Origin of the sequence: Amycolatopsis sp. 2-15, from assembly GCF_030285625.1 — a bacterium.
GTDB classification, from domain to species: domain Bacteria; phylum Actinomycetota; class Actinomycetes; order Mycobacteriales; family Pseudonocardiaceae; genus Amycolatopsis; species Amycolatopsis carbonis.
Genome location: NZ_CP127294.1, coordinates 2,134,666 through 2,158,698, shown reverse-complemented (window position 1 = coordinate 2,158,698; position 24,033 = coordinate 2,134,666). Strand labels below are relative to the sequence as shown.

Annotated in this window: 23 protein-coding genes, 1 tRNA gene and 2 pseudogenes; 14 read left to right on the top strand and 12 right to left on the bottom strand. The window is 69.9% G+C overall.

What is annotated here, in order from left to right; genetic code table 11:
- The first annotated feature begins 1 nt into the window (after nt 1).
- Both QRX50_RS10540 and QRX50_RS10535 read left to right on the top strand, forming a co-directional pair.
- On the top strand, nt 2-2,743 hold the full coding sequence (locus tag QRX50_RS10540) for an FtsK/SpoIIIE domain-containing protein (RefSeq protein WP_285971768.1): 2,742 nt from the start codon (nt 2-4) through the stop codon (nt 2,741-2,743).
- Nucleotides 2,740-3,108, top strand: a complete 369-nt coding sequence (locus QRX50_RS10535) for a hypothetical protein (protein WP_285971767.1) — start codon at nt 2,740-2,742, stop codon at nt 3,106-3,108. Before QRX50_RS10540 ends, QRX50_RS10535 begins: the two co-directional genes overlap by 4 nt.
- 4 nt (nt 3,109-3,112) lie before the next feature.
- Here the strand turns inward: QRX50_RS10535 and QRX50_RS10530 are convergent, their stop codons facing one another.
- The 4 genes from QRX50_RS10530 to QRX50_RS10515 all read right to left on the bottom strand — a co-directional run bounded on the left by QRX50_RS10530 (nt 3,113) and on the right by QRX50_RS10515 (nt 7,516).
- Entirely contained in the window at nt 3,113-4,222 is a 1,110-nt protein-coding gene (locus QRX50_RS10530) for a S1 family peptidase (RefSeq protein WP_285971766.1), read from the bottom strand.
- Between the two features lie 112 nt (nt 4,223-4,334).
- On the bottom strand, nt 4,335-4,538 hold the full coding sequence (locus QRX50_RS10525) for a hypothetical protein (protein WP_285971765.1): 204 nt from the start codon (nt 4,536-4,538) through the stop codon (nt 4,335-4,337).
- Nucleotides 4,539-4,592: 54 nt separating this feature from the next.
- Nucleotides 4,593-4,877 (bottom strand): hypothetical protein, encoded by a 285-nt coding sequence (locus QRX50_RS10520; protein WP_285971764.1) that lies wholly within the window; start codon nt 4,875-4,877, stop codon nt 4,593-4,595.
- Nucleotides 4,878-5,017: 140 nt separating this feature from the next.
- A complete protein-coding gene (locus QRX50_RS10515) occupies nt 5,018-7,516 on the bottom strand; it encodes a DUF8508 domain-containing protein (RefSeq protein ID WP_434533254.1) in 2,499 nt (832 codons plus the stop codon).
- Between the two features lie 105 nt (nt 7,517-7,621).
- On the opposite strand from QRX50_RS10515, the gene QRX50_RS10510 reads away from it, so the two are divergent.
- Nucleotides 7,622-8,659 carry a CapA family protein gene (locus QRX50_RS10510; RefSeq protein ID WP_285971762.1) on the top strand — a complete coding sequence of 346 codons (1,038 nt, stop codon included), beginning with the start codon at nt 7,622-7,624 and terminating at the stop codon, nt 8,657-8,659.
- 327 nt (nt 8,660-8,986) lie between these two features.
- Here the strand turns inward: QRX50_RS10510 and QRX50_RS10505 are convergent, their stop codons facing one another.
- Nucleotides 8,987-9,415, bottom strand: a complete 429-nt coding sequence (locus QRX50_RS10505; RefSeq protein WP_285971761.1) for a limonene-1,2-epoxide hydrolase family protein — start codon at nt 9,413-9,415, stop codon at nt 8,987-8,989.
- Nucleotides 9,412-10,347: pseudogene (locus QRX50_RS10500) on the bottom strand (TauD/TfdA dioxygenase family protein). The gene QRX50_RS10505 and the pseudogene QRX50_RS10500 overlap by 4 nt, the downstream one beginning before the upstream one ends.
- 313 nt (nt 10,348-10,660) lie before the next feature.
- Between QRX50_RS10500 and QRX50_RS10495 the strand changes: the two are divergent.
- Complete coding sequence (locus QRX50_RS10495) at nt 10,661-10,960, top strand: hypothetical protein (protein ID WP_285971760.1); 300 nt, start codon at nt 10,661-10,663, stop codon at nt 10,958-10,960.
- Nucleotides 10,960-11,532: a hypothetical protein gene (locus tag QRX50_RS10490; RefSeq protein WP_285971759.1), complete on the top strand. Its 573-nt coding sequence runs from the start codon at nt 10,960-10,962 to the stop codon at nt 11,530-11,532. Before QRX50_RS10495 ends, QRX50_RS10490 begins: the two co-directional genes overlap by 1 nt.
- Before the next feature lie 601 nt (nt 11,533-12,133).
- Here QRX50_RS10490 and QRX50_RS10485 read toward each other — a convergent pair.
- From QRX50_RS10485 to QRX50_RS10470, 4 genes and pseudogenes are all read right to left on the bottom strand, one after another.
- Nucleotides 12,134-12,433, bottom strand: a complete 300-nt coding sequence (locus QRX50_RS10485) for a DUF6881 domain-containing protein (protein WP_285971758.1) — start codon at nt 12,431-12,433, stop codon at nt 12,134-12,136.
- Nucleotides 12,434-12,636: 203 nt separating this feature from the next.
- A tRNA-Ser gene (locus QRX50_RS10480) sits at nt 12,637-12,723 on the bottom strand.
- Nucleotides 12,724-12,768: 45 nt separating this feature from the next.
- Nucleotides 12,769-13,194: pseudogene (locus QRX50_RS10475) on the bottom strand (nucleoside deaminase); the annotation flags it as partial.
- Between the two features lie 23 nt (nt 13,195-13,217).
- Nucleotides 13,218-13,700: a tRNA adenosine deaminase-associated protein gene (locus QRX50_RS10470; RefSeq protein ID WP_285971757.1), complete on the bottom strand. Its 483-nt coding sequence runs from the start codon at nt 13,698-13,700 to the stop codon at nt 13,218-13,220.
- A 76-nt stretch (nt 13,701-13,776) separates the two neighbouring features.
- Between QRX50_RS10470 and QRX50_RS10465 the strand changes: the two genes are divergently transcribed.
- Nucleotides 13,777-15,009 (top strand): M20 metallopeptidase family protein, encoded by a 1,233-nt coding sequence (locus QRX50_RS10465; protein ID WP_285971756.1) that lies wholly within the window; start codon nt 13,777-13,779, stop codon nt 15,007-15,009.
- A gap of 67 nt (nt 15,010-15,076) precedes the next feature.
- Here QRX50_RS10465 and QRX50_RS10460 read toward each other — a convergent pair whose 3' ends face one another.
- A complete protein-coding gene (locus QRX50_RS10460; protein WP_285971755.1) occupies nt 15,077-17,134 on the bottom strand; it encodes a phosphocholine-specific phospholipase C in 2,058 nt (685 codons plus the stop codon).
- Between the two features lie 152 nt (nt 17,135-17,286).
- Between QRX50_RS10460 and QRX50_RS10455 the strand changes: the two genes are divergently transcribed.
- From QRX50_RS10455 to QRX50_RS10425, 7 genes are all read left to right on the top strand, one after another.
- Nucleotides 17,287-17,757 carry a heme-degrading domain-containing protein gene (locus QRX50_RS10455; protein ID WP_285971754.1) on the top strand — a complete coding sequence of 157 codons (471 nt, stop codon included), beginning with the start codon at nt 17,287-17,289 and terminating at the stop codon, nt 17,755-17,757.
- A gap of 105 nt (nt 17,758-17,862) precedes the next feature.
- Nucleotides 17,863-18,324 carry a dihydrofolate reductase family protein gene (locus QRX50_RS10450; protein ID WP_285971753.1) on the top strand — a complete coding sequence of 154 codons (462 nt, stop codon included), beginning with the start codon at nt 17,863-17,865 and terminating at the stop codon, nt 18,322-18,324.
- Nucleotides 18,321-18,923 (top strand): dihydrofolate reductase family protein, encoded by a 603-nt coding sequence (locus QRX50_RS10445; RefSeq protein ID WP_285971752.1) that lies wholly within the window; start codon nt 18,321-18,323, stop codon nt 18,921-18,923. Before QRX50_RS10450 ends, QRX50_RS10445 begins: the two co-directional genes overlap by 4 nt.
- Before the next feature lie 58 nt (nt 18,924-18,981).
- Nucleotides 18,982-19,884, top strand: coding sequence for a dihydrodipicolinate synthase family protein (locus QRX50_RS10440; RefSeq protein ID WP_285971751.1), 903 nt, complete (start codon nt 18,982-18,984; stop codon nt 19,882-19,884).
- 176 nt (nt 19,885-20,060) lie between these two features.
- Nucleotides 20,061-21,110 (top strand): fatty acid desaturase family protein, encoded by a 1,050-nt coding sequence (locus tag QRX50_RS10435; RefSeq protein ID WP_285971750.1) that lies wholly within the window; start codon nt 20,061-20,063, stop codon nt 21,108-21,110.
- A complete protein-coding gene (locus tag QRX50_RS10430; protein ID WP_285971749.1) occupies nt 21,107-21,292 on the top strand; it encodes an RGCVC family protein in 186 nt (61 codons plus the stop codon). Before QRX50_RS10435 ends, QRX50_RS10430 begins: the two co-directional genes overlap by 4 nt.
- A complete protein-coding gene (locus QRX50_RS10425) occupies nt 21,289-21,450 on the top strand; it encodes a DUF6307 family protein (RefSeq protein WP_285971748.1) in 162 nt (53 codons plus the stop codon). Before QRX50_RS10430 ends, QRX50_RS10425 begins: the two co-directional genes overlap by 4 nt.
- Before the next feature lie 75 nt (nt 21,451-21,525).
- Here the strand turns inward: QRX50_RS10425 and QRX50_RS10420 are convergent, their stop codons facing one another.
- Nucleotides 21,526-22,485 (bottom strand): RNA polymerase subunit sigma-70, encoded by a 960-nt coding sequence (locus QRX50_RS10420; protein WP_285971747.1) that lies wholly within the window; start codon nt 22,483-22,485, stop codon nt 21,526-21,528.
- A 208-nt stretch (nt 22,486-22,693) separates the two neighbouring features.
- Here QRX50_RS10420 and lysA point away from each other — a divergent pair, with 208 nt between their 5' ends.
- Complete coding sequence (gene lysA, locus QRX50_RS10415; RefSeq protein WP_285974418.1) at nt 22,694-24,031, top strand: diaminopimelate decarboxylase; 1,338 nt, start codon at nt 22,694-22,696, stop codon at nt 24,029-24,031.
- Nucleotides 24,032-24,033: the final 2 nt, after the last annotated feature.

Genomic DNA, 24,033 nt, shown 5'->3' with positions numbered 1-24,033 from the left:
GATGGCCAGTAAATCCGCCGAGCAGCGCAACCGCGTTCAGACGGCGCTGGACCGGGTCCGGCACCAGATCGGGCTCGTGCTCGGTGCCGCCGCCGGCGCCCGCGAGGCCGCGGAGGCCGACGTGGCGCGGCTCGCTCTCGAACAGGAAATCGTGCGGGTCGGCATGAACCACGCCAATGCCGAGCAGCAGACCGAATGGGCGCGGCACCCGGCCGCGCACGAGGTTTTCGCTTCGCTCGGCGGCGTGCGCAACGCGTTCTACACCGACTGGAGCTCGGGGCCGGGCGCCCTGCGGGACCTGGTGGCGGCCAACGCTCCGGGTCCCGCGGGACGGCCGCCGAGCGAATGGCTCGGCCGGGTGGGGACGAACCCCGGTATCACCGCGCCGGGGTTGTGGCGCGTGGGCTCGGCGACGGCGGCCGGCCGCGACATCTCGCGGACGTTCGACGTCGCCGTGCCCCTGCTCGACGAGTCGCACCTGCAGATCACCTCGGCGCCCAAAACGCGTCCGGTGATCGACGGGATCGTGCAGAACCTGCTGATGCGGGTGCTCTCGACGTTCGAGCCCGGCGCCGTGAAGATCCACCTGTGGGACATCGGGCAGCTCACCGCGATCCTGCCCGACCTCTACCCGATCAGCCGCACCAGCGCGCTGTCGCTGTACGACCCGACGCGGCTGGAAGACCTCCTCGACGAGCTGGCCGGCCACATCCGCCGCATCCACGCCACCGGCATGCAGGCCGGGCACACGTCGTTGCGGGAGCTGCGGCGCGCCGGCAACCAGCGCGTGGAGCCGTACCGGATCGCGGTGCTCTACGGCAACGGCGAAACGCTGGAACCCGAGCTCGCGCGCGACCTCAAGCGCGTGGCCAGCGGCGCGCTCGCCGCAGGCATCTGCCTGATCCTCATCGACGTGCCCACGGCCGTGAGCGCGTCGATCGAATCGCTGAGCCTGCTCGACGAGCGGCGCGCGATCAGCAGCATGACGGGCACCGACCTCGTCGTCGACCTCGATCCGCCGCTGCCGTCCGGGCAGGTCATCCGCGCGGCCGGGCGGATCGCGGAAGCGTTGATCGCCAAGCAGGGCGGGCCGCGGTCGTTCGCCGACCTGCTGCCCACGGAGTTCGGCCAGGAGAACTCGGCGCGGGAGCTGCGCGCGCCCGTCGGGTTCTACGAGGGCGAGGCCGTCGAGGTCGTGATCGGCGACGCGAGTCCCCACGCGCTGATCGGCGGCCCGAGCGGGTCCGGAAAGACGAACTTCCTCTACGCGCTGCTGGGCAGCCTCGCCGCGCGCTACTCGCCGGATGAACTGGCGCTGTACCTGCTGGACTTCAAGGAAGGCGTGTCGTTCGCCGGTCTCGCGCCGGGTCGCAAGGACGCGAGCTGGCTGCCGCACGCGAAGCTCGTGGGTGTCAACGTGAACACCGACCGCGAGTTCGGCCTGGCGCTGCTGCGGTTCCTCGCCGACGAGCTGCGCCGTCGCTCGGCCGCGGCCAAGGAGCACGAGGTCACGAACCTGGCCGACCTGCGCGAGCAGGACCCGGGCGGGCACTGGCCGCGGATCGTCGCCGTGATCGACGAGTTCCAGTACCTGTTCGCCGGCCGTGACCAGGTGACGGCCACGGCCACGCAGCTACTGGAGGACATCGCGCGGCGCGGGCGTTCGCAGGGCATCCACCTCGTGCTGGCGAGCCAGGACGTCGCGGGCATCGAGGCGTTCTGGGGCAAGCCGGCGGTGTTCGAGCAGTGCACGCTGCGCATCGCCATGCCGAAGGCTCGGCGCGTGCTGGCGGAAACGAACAACGCGGCGGTGTCCGCGCCGAAGTGGCACGCCGTGATCAACCACGATTCCGGTGTGGCGCACGGAAACCTGCTCGCGCACATCCCGGACGCGAGCAGCCGCAACGTGTTCGTCGAGCTGCAGCACAAGCTGTGGGAGCTCTACTCCGGACGCTTCCCGCGCCCCCGTCTGTTCGACGGCGCGCATTCGCCGGTGCTGGAACAGTTCCCGGCGTACACGGAACTCAAGCCCACCTCACGCCCGCGCGCGCTGCTGGGCCAGTCGATCGACGTGACGGAGGCCGCACAAGGCGTGGAGCTGCCCCGCGCGCCGGGCCGTAACGTCGCGGTGCTGGGCGGCGCGTCGGCCGAGGCACTGTCCATCATGGACTCCGCCGCACGGTCGCTGGCGCGGCAATACGACATCGGCGAGGTCGAGTTCGTGCTGCACTGCCCGATCGAGGCGTGCGCACCGGCCGTGCTGGAGCTGACGGATCGGCTGCGCGCCGAGGGCCACATCGCGGATCTGATCGACGACCTGACGGCTTTGCTCACCTCGATCGTCGAAGGGGAGCTCGGCGGTCCCTCGCGGATCCTGCTGCTGTACGGAGTGGACGCCGCGTTGCCCGCGCTGGAGACCAAGGCCCCCGGCCAGCTCAAGAGCGGCCTCGACCACCTGCGCACGGTGCTCAAGACCGGCCCGGGCCACGGCGTGCACACCATCGGCTGGTGGCGCAGCATCGCGCGCCTCAAGGACACGCTCGGCTTCGGCGGCACCGACGACATCGGCACCTGGGCGGCGCTCGACGTGCAGGGCAACGAGCTTTCGCCGTTCGCCGCCGGCCAGGTCGTGCACTGGTCACCACGCCAGGGCCGTGCGTTGTTCTTCGACCGCACCACGCACGGCGCCCCCGAAGTGATCATCCCCTTCCAGCGACCCGAGCAGACTGGAGATCCGGCGTGACGGACGACGCCAGCGCGGCCATGCGCTACAAAGAGATCGTCGGCCTGGCCCGCGGCTCCGCCGACAACCTGCGCGCCTGGGAGCTCGCCCGCGCCGACGAGATCGACCACCAGCTCGCCGACGCGCACGCCGCCGTCTCCGCCGCGAAGGAACGCGAGGAGAAGGCGGCGGAACGCGCCTCCCGCTGGTGGAAGATGGCCCTGCACAACGTCGCCCGGCTCACGTTCCTCGAGCCGCCCGACGACCCGCAGCCGGTGTCGACGGCGCGGCCGCAGTATCTGGACCGCTATCTCGAGGAAGTGAAGCCGTCGTACCAGGAACTGGTGCAGGCGGTGCTGGCGCTGGGGTGGCGAGCGAAACGCTGACGCGTCAGATGATGTCGGTGTAGAGCACGACGGTGCCGCCCGCGGTACTGGCCGTGACGCCGCAGTTCAGCTTGTGGGCCGCGAGGTCCGGTGTGACGGCGAGCTGGGGGTTCGTGGCGCCCTCGACCGGGACGTAGAACTCGAAGCCGTTGGCGGGGTCGACCCGGTTGGAGTACCAGGCGTAGTCCACCTTGGCCGGTTTTCCGCTCGTCCACTTCGGAGCATCGCAGGTGAGTGTGTTGCCTGCGGCTTTGGTGCCGGTGATCGTGGGCTCGTTCCGGGTCATCGGCGCCAGCGGCGGCCTCGGCTGTGTCAGGAAGGAACGCAACGCGGCCGCGTCGGCGAACCCGTTGGCGGTCGGCTCACCACACTGCTTACCGGCGACCTCACCGGCGAAGCTGACGACGCCGACGAGCCGGCCGTCCTGGACCAGCGGCCCGCCGCTGTCGCCGGGACAGACGGTGGCCGCGGCCTGCGTGCACAGCACCGACGGCCCGTCGATCACGTCCTGGCTCCCGAACGACTGTCCGCACGCCTGGTCGTCGATGACCTCGAGCTGCGCGTGCGCGAGCTGGTCACCCAATGCGGGCAACGGATCCTTCGGGTCCGGAGTTCTGGTGAGCCCGTGCCCGTATACGTCCACAGTGGATCCCGGCTTCGGCGCCCTGGTGGCCACCGGCAACGTCGGAATGCCGAACACCGGATGCGCCAGCTTGATCACCGCGACATCGTCGGCCGCGCTGGCCTTCGAGTAGTCCTCCGGCGCCTGCGGCGACGGGATCAGCCGAAACCCCGGGTTGATCGACCACCCCTCGATCGGCACGATCCACCCGGGATCCGTCGACAGCGTCCCACCCCCGAGATGCACCTCGAAATGCGTCGGGTCCACGTGGTCGAGGCAGTGCGCCGCCGTCGCCACCCGATCCGGCGCGATCAGCGCCCCACCGCAACTTTCCCGCTGCACCAGAGGCTCGTCACCCTTGAACCCGACCGTCACCATCCACGGCGCCGCGCCATCGGGTGTGGGCTCCCCACCGGACACCGCCATGGCGGGCGCCGCCACCACCGTGCCGGCCATCAAAACCGCCGCGGCCACGGTCAACATCCTGCGCATTCGGACCTCCTCATCGGTTGGTCCAAACGTACGAATCGCGCACCAGCCCGGACAACACTCGACGGACTGATCACCACGTACACCTTTCGGCTACGAGTAACGCGCCGATCGGCTACGCGTTCCAGACCACTGCGTCGGTCACCAGGTCCGAGGCCGCCGACACCTTCACCGTCAACCGGAACGGGCGGCCCTTCGGCGTGATCCCACAGACGATGCTGCCGGCGTGCAGCGAGTCGAGCTGGTTCGTGCCGTCGGCCGCGACCAGCCGGCTGCAGTCGTCGCGGCCGGGGACGCCGTTGTCGACCCAGATCCGCATCCGGCTCTCGCCGGCGGTGAACAGGTCGGAGCCGAAGTGGTCCGCGATGTCGTTTTAGTCCCCCTCGGCAGGCGGGTTGAGGTCGAGGTTGATGCTCCCGAACGTGACCGGCCCCGTGAAGTACGACCCGGGCACCTGGCCGGCCGGTGGCTGACTCGTCGGCTGCACCCGCCCGCCCGACACCGGCGTGTCCCCCGGCGCGGCCGCCGTCACGGTGACCGTTGCCGGCGCCGGCTGCGCGGGCGTGCTCGGCACGCTCGCCCTCCCGACGAAGAACCCGGCCCCGGTCAACGCCGTGACCAGCGCCGCGATCGCGGTGATCCACTGGTGCCCGAGCATCCCCAGCCCGTCTTCTTGGCCTCGCCCTCGTCCGCCACCGCTGCGCCCCCGTTCGCTTGCGAGGGGCCGATTCTAGCCGCCCCGAACACACCGAAGGCCACCATTCGCGGAGAATGGTGGCCTTCGGTGCCGATCAAGAACTACTTACGCGGAGCAGTGCGCCAAAGCAGCTGGTCCAGGTAGTCCAGCAGGTCGTAAGCCAGGTCCTGCAGCTTGTTCCCCGTCGACGGCCGGAACCGCACGATCTGCGGGTCGTGGTCGCTGGCCTGGTCGGCGAACTCGGCGTTGATATGGACCACGTCGTAGTCCACGCCGCGCAGCGCACCGGAAGCCAGGATGTGGTCCAGCACCTGCGACTGGCCCTCGAACACGTAGCTGTACCGCTCGGCGGCGGGCAGCGTCGCGATGAGGTCCTTCAAGCCGCCGGACGTCAGCTGGGCCAACGCGGGCGAGAACTGGTAGTCGTTGAGGTCACCGGCCACCACCACGTTGGCGTTGCGGTCGGCCGAAAGCAGCTGCGAGACGAAGCCCTTCAGCACCGTCGCCTGCGTCTGGCGCTGCACCTCAGAACTGCGCACCGGCGGCTGGAACCGGCCGTGCGTCGGCTGGTCGCCGCCCTTGGAGTTGAAGTGGTTGGCGATCACGAACACCGTGCGGCCCTGGAAGACGAACTCGCCGGCCAGCGGCTTGCGGCTGTCGGTCCACGCGTCGTTCGTCGGGTCGACGCGGCCCGGGGACTGCGTCAGGTGCACCTTGCCGTGGTCCTTGGTCACGCCCACCGAGGACAGCGCGCTGCCACCCGGACGGTCCACGAAGGACACTCGCGCCGGGTTGAACAGGAAGCCCACGCGGATGTTGCCGCCCGGCTCGCCGCCGTCCTCGTCGTTGGTCGGGTCGATCTCGCGCCACTGGTAGTGCGGGCCGCCCGCCGCGACGATCGCGTCGGTGAACTTCTTGAGCGTCACATCGGCGGCGACCACACCGTCGTTGGTGGCGCCGTCGTTGTCCTGGATCTCCTCCAGGGTCACGACGTCCGGCGCGGCCAGGTTGTCGACGATGCCGTGCGCGAGCTGCGCGAACTTCGTGTCCGGGTCGGACGGCGCGAGGTTCTCGACGTTGTACGTCGCCACCGCGAGCTGCCCCGGCCGCTGGCGCGCCGTGACCTCCTTCTGCAGGTGGTTGTCCTTCGTCGCACCGAGCTGAGACGCGAAGAGCGTGTAGCCGCCGAAGCTGCTGTACTCCACCGGGCCGGAGGTGGTCCCGGTCAGCACGTCACCGGTGTTGACCTTCGGGAACGGCTGCTGGTCGAACGGGATGATCGACTGGACCTTCAGCACGCCGGTGTTGATCTTGTCGTAGCCCAGGTAGACCGTGCCGCCGCGCTGCGTGGGGTTCTGCTGCGGCTTCGTGGTCACGTAGAGCTCGTCGAAGTCGTTGCTCGGGCCGACCACGCGGGCGTCGGAGATGCTGACGATCTCGCTCTCGTGCGACTCCCAGAAGTCCAGCGAGTACTTCGCCGGCTCCAGCGGCAGGGCCTCGATACTGCCGCCGGCGTTGGGCGCGAGCACGTCCGGGATCTGGTCGGGCGTGATCTTCGTGGGCGCGGGCAACGCGTTCTCGTGCGTGCCGACCGTCCACTGTGCACTGGACAGCTCGGTGAGCGACTGGTAGGTCGACGTCGCAGGGGCGTCCGGGTAGAACTCCTTCACCGTGCCGGCCGCGGTCACCGCGTCGCCGACGGCCACGGCGGGCGTGGTCGAACCGGTGAACACGAACAGGCCCTCGCTGGTGCGCGGGTCGCTGTCGGGGTTCGGGTCGGTGAGCCAGAAACCGCGCGAGGAACCGAAGGTGCGCGCGGCCGTCACGATGCCCGTGACGTCGCTGACCTTCTTGTCCTTGAACGGCGAGATCCGCGTGGTGCCCTGGATGTCGTGGATCTTCGCGGGGGTGCCCGGGTCGACCGGACCGGTGTCGCCACCGCCGGACGTCTCACCCTTGGAGTTGGTGGGCGTCGGGTCGCCGACGGTGAAGTCGGCGCTGTTGTTGTCCGTGTCGGCCAGCGACGCGGCGCGCGCGGCCGAGGTCGCGTTCGAGAGCGCGGCGGTCGGCGTGCCCTCGCGGACCACGGCGTCACCGAAGCCGACGAGGTCCTTGACCTGCGGGTCGGCTGCGCAGTCGGCGGCGGTCTTGCAGGTCAGCGCGGTGGCGCCGCTGACGAGGGCGATCGTGCCGGCGGTACCGGACATCGCGATGGTCCCGGTCGCGTCCGGGGTGGGCAGCGCGGTGGTCCCGCCGGTGCCCTTCGACTCCTGGACGAGGTAGCGGCCGCCCGCGGCGACCGAGCCGGCGAGCTTCGTGACCTGCCACGTGCTCGACGCGCTGGCCGTGGCCGGCAGGTACTGCACGCTGAAGCCGTCGAGCGCGAGCGGCGCGCCGCCGTGGTTCGCGAGCTCCACGAAGTCGTTGGTGAGCGTGGCGCCGACGTTGCCCCCACCGCCGTAGACCTCCGAGATGACCGCGTCCGCGCTGGGTGCGGCGAGTGCGGCGGGAGCGCCGCTCACCACCAAGCCCGCGACGGCAGCGGCGGTCAGCACGCTCTTTCTTCGACCGGATATGGTCACCCTGAGTCCCCTTTGCATGAACGGTCGACGCATCGTCCCCCGAACAAGCGAAGGGTAGGAAGACTAAGAGGCAACGATTCGTAACGAGTTCACGGAATTACCTCCGAGGGACGGGTTGACACAGTGATCTCTCTCGTACTCGGCGGAGACGTCAACGTGCAGGGCCGAAGCGAGCCGAAAACGGCATTCCGGGCATTGACTCCGTTGCTGAGCGGGGCCGACGTGCGTTTCGTCAACCTCGAGGGTCCGCTGTCGGGATCGATGGGCGACCACGGCGGTCTGGACATCCCGCACAAGCCGAATTGGCGCCATTCCGCGCCGGAAATGGTCGAGGCGCTCACCGCCGCCGGCATCGACGTGGTGTCGGTCGCCAACAACGTGACCTACCCGCCGCCGGCCATGCTCGCGAGCCTGTCGGTGCTGGAGAAGGCCGGGATCGCGTACTGCGGCGGTGGTGCGAACCTCACCGCCGCGCACACGCCGGCCGTGATCGAACGGGCCGATCGCCGCGTCGCCTTCCTCGCGTTCACGTCGCTGTGCTGGCCGATCGGTCAAGAGGCGAAGGCCGACTCGGCGGGCGTCGCGGCCGCCGGTGCCTACACCTCCTACCAGCCGGATCCGCGGGTGCTCGACGTGCCGGGCCGGCCGCCGATCGTCCACACCAACCCGGTGCCGGCGGACCTGGAACGTCTGGTCGCCGACGTCCACCGCGCCCGCGCGACGGCCGACCACGTGGTCGTGTCGATGCACTGGGGGCTGCCGGGCGACGAGCTCACCGAGTACCAGATCGCCTACGCCCACGCGATCATCGACGCGGGCGCCGACCTCGTGGTGGGCCACGGGCCGCACAGCATCCAGGCCGTGGAGGTCTACCGCGGCCGCCCGATCCTCTACAGCCTCGGCAACCTCGTGTTCGACTGGCCCCCGATGCGCGGCCGCCACGTCGACGGGCTGCTCGCCGGGTGCCTGCTCGGTGACCGGCCGCGGCTCGAGCTGATCCCCGTGCGCCGTGGCGAGGACAACGAGTGCGTGCCGCTCGCCGGCGAAGCGGCGGCGCAGGTACTGCGGCATGTCGCCGAGCTGTCAGCCCGGCGGTCCACAAAGGTGGCCGTGGGAGCCGGGATCGGCACCGTCGAAGGGTTTCTCGCGCCGAAGCGCTGAGGGGCGTTTGCCCAGGTCGTCACCCGGACGGCCCATCTGCCTTAAATGCAGGTCAAGCTTTGGCGCGGTCCGTTTGCCCCAGAGGTACCTTTACTCGCGAGCCCCCGGGAACGTGGCCCAGACCACTTCCCGAAAGCTCACGGGTCGCACACCGCGGGGGGAGGCGACACGATCACATGGGGGTTGATCGTGTTCGGCTTGCGCGGTTTCGCGCCCCGCTGGGGAACGCCGCGGACGCGGGATTTTCCGCTTCTCCCGCGACCGCGGCGTCCGCGGAAAAGTTTGCCCCGGGGGTTCGTGGGTGGTGCGGCTTCGCGGCCGCACCACCTACGAACGGTACTTGCCGATGAGGGTCTTGGCGCCGGACAGCGCCGCGCGTCCGGCGCCCTTCGCGCTGGCCGCGAGGAACGTCGTCCAGTCGAAGTAGTCGCGCCACAGCACGATCCGGCCGTTCTCGACCTCGAAGGTGCCGCACACCCAGAACTCCGCCGCGAACGAACCGCGGCGCAGCACGTCGGTGCGTTCGGTGAGCACGATGTTGCCGTCTGCGGCGATGTGGTGCGTGCGCGCTTCGAACCCGGTGCCGAACCGGGTCAGTGTGCGCAGCTGCTTCTCCACAGCCGCGAGCCCGCGGGCGGCCGGGAGCGGCACGTTCTGGTAGGTGATGTCGACTGCCACGTGGCTCAGCGCCCGCTCGACGTCCATGTCCTCGAGAGCCTGCAGGAACGCGGTGACCACGGCCTTGGGTTCGCTCATGCGACCAGGTTAGGCCCGTACGGCCGGTCGCCCACGATGGCGACGCGTTCGGCCACCCGGTTGTGGGGGTGGTAGTCGTGCACAGCGTAGTGCTGGGTCGCGCGGTCGTCCCAGAACGCCACGGCGTCGCGGGTCCAGCGGAAGCGCACCTGGTACTCGGGCGTGTGGGCCTGGAGGAACAGGTAGCGGAGCAGGCGGTCGCTCTCGATTTTACCGAGGCCGACGACGTGGGTGGTGAAGGCCTGGTTCACGAACAGCGTGCGCCGGCCGGTCTCGGGGTGGACCCGGACGATCGGGTGCTCGACGGGAGGGAAACGGTCCTGGTGGGCGGCCAGCACGTCTCGGTCGGTGAAGCGCTCGAAGCCGGGGACGAAGTCGTGGACCGCGGTGAGGCTGTCGATGCGTTCGTGCGCGCCGGCGGGCAGGTTGTCGTAGGCGGCGGCCATGTCGGCAAACATCGTGTCGCCGCCGACCGGGCGGGACCTCCCCCAGCCGGAGGACGGAGCCGAGCGCGGGCGCGGAGCGCCAGGTGACGTCGGTGTGCCAGATGTTCTCGTAGCCGGGCCGGCCCGCGTTGCGGGTGAAGCGGACGACCTCGTCGTTGTCGCCTCGCGGGATGAAGGGGTTGGTTTCCAACGCTCCCCAGTGGGAAGCGAACACGCGCTGTTGTTCCGACGTCATTTTCTGTTCGCGGAAGAACAGCACCTTCCACTCCAGCAACGCGCGGTTCAGCTCTTCGCGAACCCTGGGGTCAATGACGCTCCGAGGTCGACGCCCTCGATTTCGGCCCCGATCACCCGTCCGAGGGGACGGAGGGTGAACAGTTCGTAGGGGCGTTCCTCGACGCCTTCGGGCAGCCGGCGCAGCACGCGCGGACCTTCGAGGATGCCGTCGGCGGGGGTGGCCGATGAGCGCAGCAGGTCGATCGACATCAAGTCCTCCGGGTGGACGAATCGGCTTGGTTGAGCGGAGTTCGGCCGATCGGGGTGGCTTGCCGCGTCGGCTGGCGCGCGGCGGTGCCTGCACCGGACGGGCCGCCGGGTCGACTGCGGGGGCGGGTGGCTGGCATGGGCGCGATGGTCATCAGCGCTACCGCGGCGGGCCAAGGCTCTTAACGATGTGGAACTGTCCTACGCCCGGCCGAGTGACCACACACGACGTGATGAGGTTAGATCTCCCCCTACAGGGTGACGAGGTGGGGGCCTGGCCACCTTGAACTGGTTTGGTCCGGGAAGGGGCGGTCCCATGGCGAGCTCGACGAGTGAGCGGCTGCGCGCCGCGGCCGACGCGCTGGACAAGGCCGCGGCCGACGCCGACCAGGCAGCCGGCCGCTTCGCAGAGGCACGCCTGGAGTCGACGCCGTTCGGCATCTCCGCGCCCGCGCGCGAGCTGGCCGCGCGCTGGGAGGCCGCGCTGGCCGCGCGCGATGTCGACGCCCGCGTGCTCGGCGACGCGACGTCCGACCTCGCCGGCCGCCTGCGCATGGCAGCGGGCGGGCACGCGGAGAAGATCCGCCCCGCGGTGGCGACGGCGCTGTTCACCTGATGCCTTTCCTGCACCCGGCCCTGGAGAAAGCCGCCGCGACCCTCGAGCCGCTGCGGAAGGCGGGCGCGCGCCTCGGTGCCCCGGATCCGGTGGCCGCGCTGCAGCAGATCGACTGTTCGCCTCCCGCCATCCGCGAGTCGGCCCGCACGCTGTCCACCGGCCGCGACGTCCTGGTCACCGCGAGGCTGGCGTTCGAAAGCGGCGCTCACCGCGCGGAACGCCGCTGGGGCGGCGAGCCCGCCGCCCTCTTCCGCACCCGCGCCGACGAGCTCGACGTGCACTACCGGCAAGCCGCCGAAGCCGCCGCTCGCACTGCCGCCGTCGGACTCGACCTGGCCGACCTGCTGGACCGCCTCGCGGCCGAGACGGCCGCCCAGGTCACCTACGTCGCGAGCTCAGCCGGGGCAGCCGCGGTGGCTGTCCTGGCCGGCGACCGCTCCACGGAAACGGTTCAACCGGTCCTCGACGCGTGCACCGCGGTCGTGCGCGCCGTGCAAACCGGCGTCTCCACCATCCTGGAGACCATCTCGTTCCTCGAACCCTTCGGCACCCCAGTCCTACCCTTCGACTGAGGTCGCCGACAGCTGCGGCGCGCTGAACGGTTCGACTGAGGCGTCCGGGTTCCGGCCGGTAAAACCGTGCCCCGGAAACGAACGCCCCCGGGACCGGCTGTACTGCCGACAGCTCGACCTGAGCGCCTACCGGATTTGTCTTTCAAAGACGGCCACCCACCACCAGTGACCCATCCGCAGCAGGTGACCACCACCGGGGATCCGGGGGCAACGCCCCGGGCGGGGCCTGGGGCGTTGCACCCCCAGAAACACGGCGAGCGAGGCACCTCGACGCATTCCGTCGACATGCCTCGCCCACTCGCGAGCGGTGGCGGTGAGATTCGAACCCACGGACAGGATTAACCGTCACACGATTTCGAGTTCCAGGCCCGGTCGTCAGGCCGGTTCAGGTCGAGCGTTTGACCTGCTCAGACTGCATCGACGACCGCCTTTGAACCACTGCGAACCTGAGTGAACTGAGACCAGTTCGGCCCCAGTCAGCCGATCTACGGTGCAAGTGCTGAAGCGCTCTGATCTCTCTGCGTTGGCCACGGCCGTGTCGCGGGCCACCAACCACATGGCCACGCGTGAGCCCACTCAGTGTGACTGTGAAGGCTATCTGTCACCTGTGATCGATAGTTGTCACCGAGCCTGAAGCTGGGTGTTCATGCCCACTGAGCGCTTGCCCCCAGGCCCATTCAAACTCGCGGTCAGGGATTCGAGACGCCACGAACTCCTGCTGTGCGTTGATCTCGTCGAGAGGTGGGACGGGGAGCTCGCCTAAGCCTGTGCCGCCCACCTCATGCTTCTCGTCAGCCCAACCGAGTCGGCCGTCCCGGAAGCGCTCTACCTTCCGACGCTCGTAGCCATCGGCGCCGACCTCGCTGAGGATCTCGACTGGCTCCTCGGCGAACTCGTGCAACCACGCGACCCGCAAATGCCACATCCGCGCATCTCTCCCGCCCCTGCACTTCGCTACTGCGCAGACTATTCAGGCCACGCCAGTAGATCGGCGGGCGGAGGTTGGTGCCCGCCTAAGAGGTACATCTGAGACCAGAACTGAGACCACACAGCAGAACGCCGGGCAACCCTTCGCGGGTCACCCGGCGTTCTGCCTGGCAAGTGCGGTGGCGGTGGGATTTGAACCCACGGACGGGATTAACCGTCACACGATTTCGAGTCGTGCTCCTTCGGCCGCTCGGACACGCCACCGCCGAGAACAATACCGGAGGCCGGAGCCAGGGCGTCGGCGGGGTGGCGGCGGGTGGCGAAGTAGGTCTCGAGCAGCTCGGCGCACTCCGAAGCGAGCACGCCGCCGTGGACTTCGGGGCGGTGGTTGAGCCGGCGGTCGCGCACGACGTCCCACAGGGAGGACACGGCGCCGGTCTTGGGTTCCCACGCGCCGAACACCAGGCGGGCGACGCGGGCGAGCACGAGGGCGCCCGCGCACATCGTGCAGGGTTCCAACGTCACGGCGAGCGTGCAGCCCTCCAGGCGCCACCCGTCGCCGTGGACGCGGGCGGCCGCGCGCAGGGCGAGGATCTCCGCGTGGGCGGTGGGGTCGCCGAGCTCGACGCGGGCGTTGCGGGCCGCAGCCAGCGGCCGTCCGTCAGGGCCGAACACCACGGCGCCGATGGGCACATCGGCGCCTGGACCGCGCGCGGCTTCGAGCGCCGCCTGCACGGCTTCGGTGTCGGCCGGGCGTCTCAGAGCTCGTCCAGCAGTTTCGAGAACTCGGCCGCGAAGCCGCAGCGCTGGGCGATCATCTGGAGCTGCTCGTCGGGGTAGAGATCCACCTCTCCGACGATAACTTCAAGCTCGCCGCCCGGCAGTCCGAGATCGGCGAGGATTTCGAGGTCGCCTTCGGGCCACACGGCGTCGTCGTCCTCGTCGGGCGGGTCGACGCGCAGGACGTCGAGCACGTCCGCGGCGATGTCGTAGTCGAGCGCCGCCGCGGCGTCCGACAGCAGCAGCGACGGCCCCCGCGGGCTCGGGCGCACGATCACGAAGAACTCGTCGTCCACCGCCAGCAGCCCGAACGCCGCGCCGGTCGAGCGGAGTTTTCCCAGCTCGGTGATCGCCGCGTCGAGCTCCGTGAGCGCCGCGGGATCGAGCGCACTGCACCGCCACCGACCGTCTTCTCGGACCACTGCCATCGCGAAGCCCGTGACCGGCTCTTGCACCGCCATGCGCACACCGTATTCCGCCGCCGATGCGAGCGCACGCACGGTGCACCCGAAGCGTCCGTGGTGCCACTATCGAGCCATGACCGGACCCACCGACCTGCCGACTCTCCCGGACACCCGCTTCGACGGGCTGCTCGACGCCGCGCGGGAGCTGCAGGACCGCACCGTCGCGTTGCGCCGCGCCCTGCACCGCCGGCCGGAGCAGGGGCTCCAGCTGCCGCGGACGCAGGAAGCCATCCGTTCGGCCCTTGCCGACCTGCCGCTTTCCGTGACCGAGGGCCGCGCCACTACGTCGCTCACCGCCGTGCTGCGCGGCGCGCGCCCGGGCCCGGCCGTGCTGCTGCGCGGGGACATGGACGCGCTGCCGCTGCACGAGGACACCGGCCTCGAGTTCTCGTCCGAGCTCGACGACACCATGCACGCCTGCGGGCACGACACCCACGTCGCCATGCTCGCCTCCGCCGCCCGCCTGCTGGCCTCGCGGGTGGACTCACTGGCCGGCTCCGTGGTCTTCATGTTCCAGCCCGGCGAGGAAGGCCACCACGGCGCGCGCTTCATGATCCACGAGGGCGTGCTCGACGCGGCCGGCCCGCGCGTCTCACGCGCCTTCGGCCTCCACGTCATGGCCAACACGCCCACTGGCCTCCTCCAGGTCCGCGGCGGCGCGATGATGGCGTCCGCCGACACCTTCCGCGTCGAGGTGACCGGACGCGGCGGCCACGGCTCCGCCCCGCAGGAAGCCATCGACCCCGTCCCCGCGGCGGCCGCGATGGTCGGCGCCCTGCAGACGATGGTCACCCGCCGCATCGGCGTCTTCGACCCCGCCGTGATCTCCGTGACCCGCATCGAGGCCGGCACGACCACGAACATCATCCCCGAGACGGCCGTGCTCGAAGGAACCATTCGCACCCTGGCGGAAGCCACGCGCGCCGTGGTCCGGACTGAGCTGCCCCGCGTCTGCGAGTCCATCGGCGCGGCCCACGGGTGCCGCGTCCTGGCCGACATCGAGCCCGGCTACCCACCGACCGTGAACGACTCCGAGGTGGCCGCCGAGGTGCTGGCCCTGGGCGCGACAGTGCTCGGCGAGGAGAACGTCCAGGAGATCCCGCACCCGATCATGGGGGCGGAGGACTTTTCGTATGTGCTGCAACGGGTTCCGGGCGCGTTCGCGTTCCTCGGGGCCCGCCCGCCCGGGGTGTCACCCTCGGACGCTCCGGCGAACCACTCGAACCGGGTGGTCTTCGACGAGGCCGCGATGCCGGCTGGGGTGGCGATGCATGCGGCGTTCGCGTTGAACGCTTTGCGGGGCTGAAGGGTCCCCTCGCGCGCACCAGTGGGGGGACCCTTCGCCGAGCGAACGGTCCCCCCGTGCAGCCAGATCAAGCCGTCCGGCTCGGCTGCCCGTTCTCCAGGTGTCCGGCGAACCGCCGGTGCCACTCCGGGTGCCCGACGAGCGACAGCCGCACGTCGTACCAGCCGGAATTGTCGGCGAGAGCGTCAACGGAAAGCGTGTGCGAACCGTGCGGGCCCACGACAAACCCGGGGCGGCCCTTCACCGTCAACGTCGCCGAACGGGACAGTGAATTCGTCACCTTGAGCTGAAAAATCGGATGCGCGGCCGACTCCGAAATGGAAGCGGCGACCTCCACCCCCGCGGTCGACGAATCACCGGACGCTTCGACGACAAATCCATTCGGCCCATGGACAGCGATGTCATAAGAAGACGCGAAAGCAATCTTCCCAGACGCAGAACCACCACCGGAAACGTCGAACCGCTGCGAAACCCCACCGGCGTGATAAGCGTATGAAGCCAGCTGCAAGCCAGCCGCCCCGTGGTTCGACGCCTGCAAAGCCAACGACCCCGCGCCCACCGAAACAAAAGCCACCGGCTGATACGGCAAGGCGCGCGCCGGAGCCGTCCCGCGCTCCTGTTCCGGCATCGCCTGCTGCCCCGTCAGCGGAGGCGCCGGCTTGGGCAGCTTCGTCTGCGTCCGGTCCGCCTCGGCGCGCAACGCCGTGGCGTCCGGCAGCGACGGGATCGAAACATCCCGACGCGCGAAGTCGAAGCAGCTCGTCAGGTCACCGCAGATCTCGCGGCGCCACGCGGAGATGTTGGGCTCGCGCACCCCCGTCCACGTCTCGAGGAACCGCAGCACGGACGTGTGGTCGAACACCTGCGAGTTCACGAACCCACCGCGGCTCCACGGCGAGATCACCGTCATCGGCACACGCGGCCCGAGGCCGATCGGCGCCGGCGCGCCGGTCCCGACGCCGCCGGGCCCCGACGGCTGGTTCACCGGCAGCAGCTCACCCGGCGTCCCGGCCGGAGCGCACGGCGGCACGACGTGGTCGAAGAACCCGTCGTTCTCGTCGTAGTTGATCAGGATCACAGTGGACTCCCACAGCTTCGGGTTGTCCCACAACGCCTTCAGCACCCGCTGCGTGTAGGCCGCACCGTCGACCGGCCGCGCGGCCGGGTGTTCGCAGTACGCGTACGGCGCCACCACCCAAGACACCGCCGGCAACGTGCCCGCCTTGCAGTCAGCCACGAACTGCTGCAGCACGTGGTCGACGTTCTTGCCCTGCCCCGAATCGGGCTTCCACTTCGCGCGCAGGCTGGCCCGCTCGGCGAGCTGGCGCTTCTTCGGGTCCGACGACGCCAGCGCGTCGTGGTACTGCTGGAACAGCCACAGTGGATTGTCGCCGTAGTCGCCGACGTAGCCGTCCGCGCCGTCGCCGACCTCGTCGTTCGCGTAGACCTGCCAGGAGATGCCGGCGGCCTGCAGGCGTTCGGGGTAGGTCGTCCAGCGGTAGACGGGCTTGTAGTCGTCCGGGTTCCACGTCGCGGGGCCGCCGAGCTCGCCGTCCGGGTCGATCATGCCCGTCCAGTGGTAGAGGCGGTTGGGCGTGGTCGGGCCCTGCAGCGAGCAGAAGTAGTTGTCACACAAGGTGAACGCGCTCGCGAGCGCCCGGTGGAACGGCAGGTCGTCGCGGTTGAAGTAACTCATGGTCATCTCGGTCTTGGCCGGGACCCACGCGTCGTAGGCGCCGTTGGCCCACGCCTGGTGCGTGGTGGCCCAGTCGTGCGCGAGGTCGCCGAGGTCCTGGCCGTCGACGAGCGCGGTGTCGACGTGGAACGGCAGCAGGTGGCCGCCGTCGGTGCGCTTCGCGTCGGGCTGGCGGAACACGTCGCGCACGGCCGCGGTGTCGCCGAAGCCGCGGACGCCGGCCGCCGTGCCGTAGTAGTGGTCGAACGACCGGTTCTCCTGCATCAGCACCACGACGCGTTCGACGTCGTCGAGGCTGCCGCGCCGCCGGGGACCCGCGGCCGCCTCGGAGAACGCGCCGCCGAGACCCGCCGTCGCGCCCGCCACGCCGGCCGCCGCCGCGCCGCCGAGCACTGAGCGACGGCTCAGCCGCCCTTCCGCTTGCCCCATCCGTACCTCCTCGTCCGGAATGTGCGTGACGGAGATCCACGTCACGCGCGGCAAGCAGCCTTCCCCAGGTCACGGCCCACGACAAGCAGCCGAATGTGAACCGCGGCTGAACACGGTAGCAATTACACAACAGTGTTGATTTAATACCGGACATGACGACCGAAACCGAGCTCATCCAGGAGCTCCTCGAGCAGGAGAGCCGGCTGGTGTTCCCCCGGTTCGACAACGAGACCGCTCTCGCCCTCGGCCAGCACCTGCTCGCCGCGGCGCGCGAACGCGCCCTGCCCGTCACCATCTCCGTGCGCAGAAACGGACAACGGTTGTTCCACGCCGCACTCCCGGGAACATCGGCCGACAACGACGCCTGGATCGACCGCAAGAGCCGCGTCGTCGACCGCTACGGACACAGCTCGTTCCTCGTCGGCACGCAGTTCCGCGCGAAGGGCAGCAGCTTCGAGGCCGACTCCCGCCTCGATCCCGACCTCTACGCGGCCCACGGCGGCGTGTTCCCGGTGCTGGTCAAGGACGTCGGGCCGGTCGGCACGGTCGGCGTCTCGGGCTTGCCGCAGGCCGACGACCACGCGTTCGTGGTCGAGCAGCTCGCCGGGTTCCTCGCCGGCTGAAAATCCCCGCACAAGAACTGGTAGCCCGCGCACAAGAAGTTGTCGATTCGGCGCGTCCCTCGTTCGACGGTTCACCACAGACCCGACGAACGAGGGAGACGACCGATGGGCAAGCTGACCGTCACGGCGTTCCTGACCCTGGACGGCGTGGTGCGCGGACCGGGTCACGTCGACGCGCAGGTGGGCGCGGCCCTGGCCCGCTGGTTACGCCGCGCGTCGGCGTTCCTGCAGGTCAGGAACGTCGCCGACTACTGCCCGAGCTCCGATGACCTGCCGCGGCACGTCATTACCGGCGACCTCGCCACCGAGATCCGCCGGCTCAAAGCCCGCTACGACGGCGAGCTGCAGCTCCACGCCAGCGGCAGCCTCGTGGCCGAGCTCGACGACCTCGTCGACGAATACCGCCTGCTCGTTTTCCCCGTCGTGCTCGGCGAAGGCCACCCGCTCTTCCCCGCCGGCGCCCACCCGCTCGCCCTACGCCCGCTCTCGACCAGCGCGACGAGCACCGGCGTCGTGATCCAGGAGTACGCGGCCGCGGGCGCGCCGACGTTCGGGTCGATGGCATGACCACGCTCACCGCCACCACGTTCGTCTCCCTCGACGGCGTGGTGCAGGGCCCGGGCACGCCCACCGAGGACCCACGCGGCGGCTTCGACCTCGGCGGCTGGCTCACGCCGTGCTACGACGCGGTGATGGCCGAATACACCGCCGACTGGTTCTCGCGCGCCGACGCGTTCCTGCTCGGGCGCCGCACCTACGAGATCTTCGCGGGCTACTGGCCTTCCGTCGGCGGCTCCGACCCGGTGGCGGGACCGCTCAACTCGCTGCCGAAGTACGTCGCCTCGCGCACCCTCACGCGCTCGTCGTGGCAGGGCACGGCGTTCCTGCGCGACGACGTCGTGCGGGCGGTGACCGAGCTCAAGGCCGAGCCCGGACGCGAGCTGCAGGTGCACGGCAGTGGCGATCTGCTTCGGACGCTGATGGCCGCCGGCCTGGTGGACGAGCACCGCGTGTGGGTGTTCCCGGTGGTGTTGGGAAAGGGACAACGGCTGTTCCCGCCGGGAACACCGCGCCGGTCACTGCAGCTCGTCGAACACCGCACGACCGGCAAGGGTGTCTCCGTGCAGGTCTACCGGACCGCTCGGCCCGAAGATCAGGACGCCTGACCCACCACCCCGTGCTACCCTCTGCGCCGTCACATCATATATCAGATCGGACACACCAGTGGCGTTCGAAGTGCAGAAACGGCGGTTGGCGGGCGTCGTCGCGATCCCCGTGACGCCGTTCAACGGGAGCGGCGGGGTCGAGGCGGAGACGTACGGCCGGCTCGTCGAGCGACTGGTGACCGGCGGCGTCGAGGTGGTCACGCCGAACGGCAACACCGGCGAGTTCTACACGCTCGACGAGCACGAGACCCGGCTGTGCCTCGAGGTCACCGTGAAGGCGGCACGGGAGGCGAGCGTGCTGGCGGGCGTCGGGCACGACGTGCGCACGGCCGTGAAGGCGGCCCGGCACGCGCGCGACACCGGTGCCGACCTGGTGATGATCCACCAGCCGGTGCACCCGTACGTCTCGCGCGAGGGCTGGGTCGAGTACCACCGCGCGATCGCGTCGGCCGTGCCGGAGGTCGGCGTGGTGCTGTACGTGCGCAACCCCGAGATCGGCGGCGAAGAGCTCGCGCGCCTCGCCGACGCGGCGCCGAATGTGATCGGTGTGAAGTACGCGGTGTCAGATCCCGTGCGTTTTGCAGCAGTTTCACGTGACGCCGGTCTCGAACGCTTCGTCTGGATCGCGGGGCTGGCCGAGCTTTCGGCACCGGGCTATTTCGCCGTCGGCGCGCAGGGGTTCACGTCGGGGCTGGTGAACGTCGCGCCGCGCATCTCGCTCGACCTGTTCGCCCGGCTGCGCGAGCGCGATTTCGCCGGTGCCATGCGGTTGTGGGAACTGATTCGGCCGTTCGAACAGATGCGCGCGGCCGAACGCAACGCCAACAACGTGAGCGTCGTCAAGGACGCGTTGTCACAACTCGACCTCTGCCGGCCCGACGTGCGCCCGCCGAGCCGACTGCTGACCGCGCCCGAGCACGAGCGGATTTTCGGTCTGCTGTCGACCTGGGGACTTTTGTAAGGCTTCCCGACCCCGGTGGGCAATTGCCTTTGCCAGCCAAGGGTGAGAGGCTTGGTACAGGCTGCGGTGCCACCGCGGCCAGGCCCCAGCGCCCTTCTCCCGGACTGGACCCGGACCCGTCGTGGCCGGAAACCGTCGCTGGACAAGCGATTCGCCTGAACCAGAGCGGTGCTGGCATGACTTCGTCCTCAACTTTCGATACCACAGAACCGTCCACCGGAAGTGATTTCGCCGAACTTTCCCGACTGGTCAAGGCGGCGGGCCTCCTGAAACGTCGCCGTACCGCCTACGGAATCCGCATCGGCCTCAACCTCGCCGCCTTCGCGGGCGGCTGGGTGGCGTTCGCGTTCCTCGGCGACTCCTGGTGGCAGCTGTTCCTCGCCGCCTTTTTCGCGATGATGTTCGCGCAGCTGGCCTTCATCGGCCACGACGCCGGGCATAAGCAGATCTTCTCCAGCCGCAAGGCCAACGACGCCGCCGGACTCGTCCACGGTGGACTGACCGGGCTCAGCTACGGCTGGTGGATCGCCACCCACAACCGCCACCACGCCAACCCGAACCACGAGGACGAGGACCCGGACGTCGACATCGCTGCGCTCGCTTTCTCACGCGCGCAGAGCCACCAAAAGCGCGGGTTCCTGCGCTGGGTGGCGAAGTACCAGGCGTTCCTGTTCTTCCCTCTGTTGCTGCTCGAAGGCCTCAACCTGCACGTGTCGAGCGTTCGCGCGGTGTGGGCCGGTGACGTGCGCCGGCACAAGCTCGAGTCGGCCTTGCTGATCGGGCACCTGGTGGCCTACCTCGCCGCGGTGTTCATCGTGTTGTCGCCGCTGACGGGTCTGGTGTTCATCGTCGTACACCAGTTCCTGTGGGGCTTGTACATGGGATGTTCGTTCGCTCCCAACCACAAGGGCATGGAAATGCTCACGACGGGCCACAAGCTCGACTTCCTGCGCAAGCAGGTGCTGACGTCGCGCAACATCCGCGGCGGCGTCATCGTCGACTTCGCCCTCGGCGGCCTCAACTACCAGATCGAGCACCACCTCTTCCCGAGCATGGCCCGCGGGAACCTCAAGCACGCGCAGGTGATCGTGCGCGAGTTCTGCGCCCGCCACGGGATTTCCTACGCCCAGTGCGGCTGGGCGCGCTCGTATGGCTACGTGCTCGAACACCTCCACTCCGTCGGCGCTCCCCTGCGCGAGCGCACGCCGGAGCCGGCCACGTCATGACTGCCGCCGAACACGAAACGCCGACCGAGGTCCGGCCCGAGACGTCCTGCCCCAGCTGCCCGCACCCGCTCGAAGAGCACGACGTGATCGCCCGCAGGTACTGCGCCGCGACCGCCGTCGGCAACACCGAGCGCGGCTGCGTCTGCGGCGCCGCGAAAAAAGCACAACACCGAGGACGATGATGACCGCCACTGCCCTGCCGCCGAGCCGTTACGAAACCCGGGTCGACCGCGTGAAGAAGATCGTGCTGGACAACACCAAGCTCTCCGAAGAAAAGGCTCGTGAGCTGGCCGTGCAGATGGTGCACGCGCTCGACACCGTGCCGGAGAAGATGCGCTGACCGGACTCACCCCGGCGTCGGCACCGCGAACGAGATCGCGGTGCCGCGCATGGAGTTCTTGTGCCCTGAGCGGCGTCAATCGAGCGGCAGTGTTTGCGGGAAATCGAACAGCTCGAACACCACCGGTGCGAATGTTGTCACTTCAGCGACGTGGCCTCGTGCGATTCGCAACACGTTGAGCCCGAACGCCCGGAACTCGCCGTCGAGCCGGACGTAGGTCGCGAGCGCGGGGAGGCCGTTGGCCCGCGTTGCCAGCACGTGGAACGCCACGGCGTCCGGGCCACGCAGCGCCGGCGCCCAGCCTTCGAGCACGGTCTCGCGGCCCACGTACCAAGTCGGCTCCGCGCCCACGTGCCCGCCGGCGCCCGGAGCGTGGCTGCAGCGGACGTCTTCGCGCAACAATGAAGCGAACGCCGCCTCATCGTGCTCCACCAACGCCGCCATGTACCGGGCCACCACAGTGCGTTCCTCGGCGCTGCCCTCCGCCGACCAGTCCGTTCGCCGTTCCGGCAAGTGCTCCTTCAGTGCCGCACGCGCCTGCAGCACCGCGGTGTTGATCGACGCCGGCGTCGTCTCCAGCGCGGCCGCCGTCTCGCGAGCCGACCAGCCGAGCACGTCACGCAGCACCACCGCCGCACGACGGCGTGGGGACAGGTGCTGGATCGCCGCGAGGAAAGCCAGCTCCACCGTCTCGCGCGCGACCACCTCGCCGAGCACGTCGTCGGGCACCGGCTGCAGCCACGGCACCGCCACGTCGGGCCGCGGCGCCAGATCGGAACTGCCGGCCGACGGCAGGTCCAGCACCGGCAGCTCACGCGGGTGCGCGGCGAGGTGATCCAGGCACGCGTTCGTCGCGATGCGGTACAGCCACGCGCGCAGGCTCGCACGGCCGTCGTAGGTGCCGCGGCCACGCCACGCGCGCAGCAGCGTCTCCTGCACGAGGTCCTCGGCCTCGTCGAAGGAACCCAGCAGCCGGTAGCAGTGCACCCGCAGCTCGTGGCGGTGCGTCTCGGTGTCGGTCGCGAAGTCCGTCATCTCTTCAACCATGTCCCATGAGACAGGGCGCGGCGGGAAAAATCGACTCTTCGCAGGTCAAACGGAATGTGGCCGAAGTTACTCGCGCGTTAAGAACGTGTCAGCGCGGCCGGGTGGAGCGTCAGGGTGGTGTTCACGGCCGGGGCGAATCCAACACCACCGCAGTGTGCTGACGGTGTCCGAATTCGCACATCGCCCGGAGGTCACCGTGACACTCAGCGAGCTCCTCCCCAGCCTCGGTTGTGAGGCCGCCGACCATCTCGAGCCGGGGCTCTGGCCGCGCAGCACCTACCTCGGCGAAGGCGGTGAGCTGATCTTCGCGGGTGCTCCGGTGAGCCACCTGGCCAACCGGTTCGGGACCCCGGCGTACCTCCTCGACGAGGCCCAGGTGCGCGACACCGCGCGCGCATACCGCCGTGCCCTGCCCGAGGCCGAAGTGGCCTTCGCGAGCAAGGCGCTGTGTACGCGCGCCGTGCTGCGCTGGGTGGCCGAGGAAGGCCTGTCGCTCGACACCTGTTCGGCGGGCGAGCTCGCCGTCGCGCGGTCCGTCGGCTTCCCCGCCGAGCGGATCCTGCTGCACGGCAACGCGAAAACCCCCGAAGACCTCAAGGCCGCGCTCGAGTACGGCGTGCGCCGCATCGTGCTCGACTCGCTCGACGAGATCGAGCAGCTCGGCGCGCTGGCCCTCGGCGCACAGCAGGTCATGATCCGCGTGACGCCCGGCGTCTCCGGCGGCACCCACGCGGCGATCACCACCGGCACCGAAGGCCAGAAGTTCGGCTTCTCGCTGCGCGCGGACGTTCGCGACAACGTGGACCGCGCCGTCGTCGCGGTGCTCGCGCAGCCCGGCCTCAGGCTGGTCGGGCTCCACTGCCACATCGGCTCGCAGGTCGCCCGCGTCGACCGGTACGAGGAGGCCGCGCGGCGGATGGTGGAGGTGCTGGTGCGCGTGCGCGACCAGTACGGCGTCATCCTGCGCGAGCTGGACCTCGGCGGTGGCCACGCCGTGCCGTACCTCGACCGCGAGGCCGCGTTCGACCTCGACGGCTACGCCCGGCGGCTGCGGGTGGCACTGGCGTACGAATGCTCGTCGCACGACTTTCCCTTGCCCCGCTTGACGATCGAGCCCGGCCGCGCGATCGTCGGCCCCGCCGGGATCACGGTGTACCGCGTGTGCGCGGTGAAGCGCGGCAGCCGGACGTTCGTCGCCGTCGACGGTGGCATGAGCGACAACGCGCGCCCCGCCCTGTACGGCGCCCGCTACACCGCGCGGCTCGTCGGGCGGCACACCAAGGCCGCGCGCACCCCGATGACCGTGGTCGGCCGCCACTGCGAGTCGGGTGACGTGCTGGCCGACGACGTCGGCCTGCCCGACGACGTCCACGCCGGCGACCTGCTGGCCGTACCGTGCACCGGCGCGTACCACCACTCGCTGGCGTCGAACTACAACCTCGTGGGCCGGCCGCCGCTGATCGGCGTGCGCGACGGCTTCGCGAAGCTGCTCGTGCCGCGCGAAACCGAGGAGGACCTGCTGCGGCGCTGCTGAAC